Genomic DNA, 959 nt, shown 5'->3' on the forward strand with positions numbered 1-959 from the left:
ACCTGAAGGTCTGCCTGGTCGGCGATCCCGACAATCCGATTGTGCTCGAGCTTGTCGAGGTCGCCAACGGCATCCCGACCGTCAACGTCATCGCCCAGGCGTTCTACGACATGAACGCAGCGGTGATCGGCCAGTGGACCGAGATCCGCTTCCCCTATCCGATCTGGCTCGCCGGCGGCATCGAATACGCCTTCGTCGTCAAGACCAACGATGGCAACCATTCGATAAGACCGCCAAGCTCGGCGACTTCGATGCCGACCTGCAGCAGCCGGTCGCCGCGCAGCCCTATTCGGTCGGCGTCATGCTGTCGTCGTCGAACGCCGTCACCTGGACGCCGCACCAGGACGAGGACATCTGCTTCCAGCTGGTTGCGGCTAAATTCGCGCCGGCGACCAAGACCGTCAATGTCGGCACCTTCGCGGTCGCCAACATGAGCGATCTCCTGATCCGCGCCGAGGTCGAGCTGCCGACCGCGGCGGCGGCGATGCATTTCGAGGTCGAACTCGACGACGGCTCGATCACACTGCTCAATCCCGACCAGGCGTGGGAACTGCAGTCGTTCTACACCGGCAACGTCCAGGTGCGGGCAGTGTTGTCGGGCGCGGCCAAGGTCTCGCCCGTGGTGTTCCCGGTGATCCTGGCGATCGAGGGTGAGCTGCAGACGACAGGCACCTATGTGACGCGCGCCTTCGACATGGGAACACTCGTCGACATCCTGGCCTACCTTAAGACCAAGATCCCGACCGGAGCGACGATCGCGCTGCACGTTGACGCCGCCAACGATGTTTGGACCCCGGTTCCGCAGGTGACGCAGACCCCGCTTCAGGACGCGGGCTGGGTCGAGCGGAAGTACAGTCTCGCCGGCTTCACCGCGAACCCTGTCGGGCGGCTTCGGATTACGTCGAACGGCACGCCGGCGGCGCGGCCGATGGCCTACGACTTCCGGGCGATCTCTGCGC

The 959-nt window shown here is 64.7% G+C and carries 1 protein-coding gene and 1 pseudogene; one reads left to right on the forward strand and one right to left on the reverse strand.

From position 1 onward, the window contains the following. Positions 1 to 221, reverse strand: a 221-nt coding sequence (locus EOA60_RS38500) for a hypothetical protein (protein WP_206628416.1), incomplete at its 3' end; no start/stop codon positions are given. Positions 222 to 301: 80 nt separating this feature from the next. Between EOA60_RS38500 and EOA60_RS34815 the strand changes: the two are divergent. Then, positions 302 to 959: pseudogene (locus tag EOA60_RS34815) on the forward strand (DUF4815 domain-containing protein); the annotation flags it as partial.

The sequence above is a fragment of the Mesorhizobium sp. M1A.F.Ca.IN.020.06.1.1 genome (assembly GCF_004023265.1).
Lineage (GTDB): Bacteria > Pseudomonadota > Alphaproteobacteria > Rhizobiales > Rhizobiaceae > Mesorhizobium.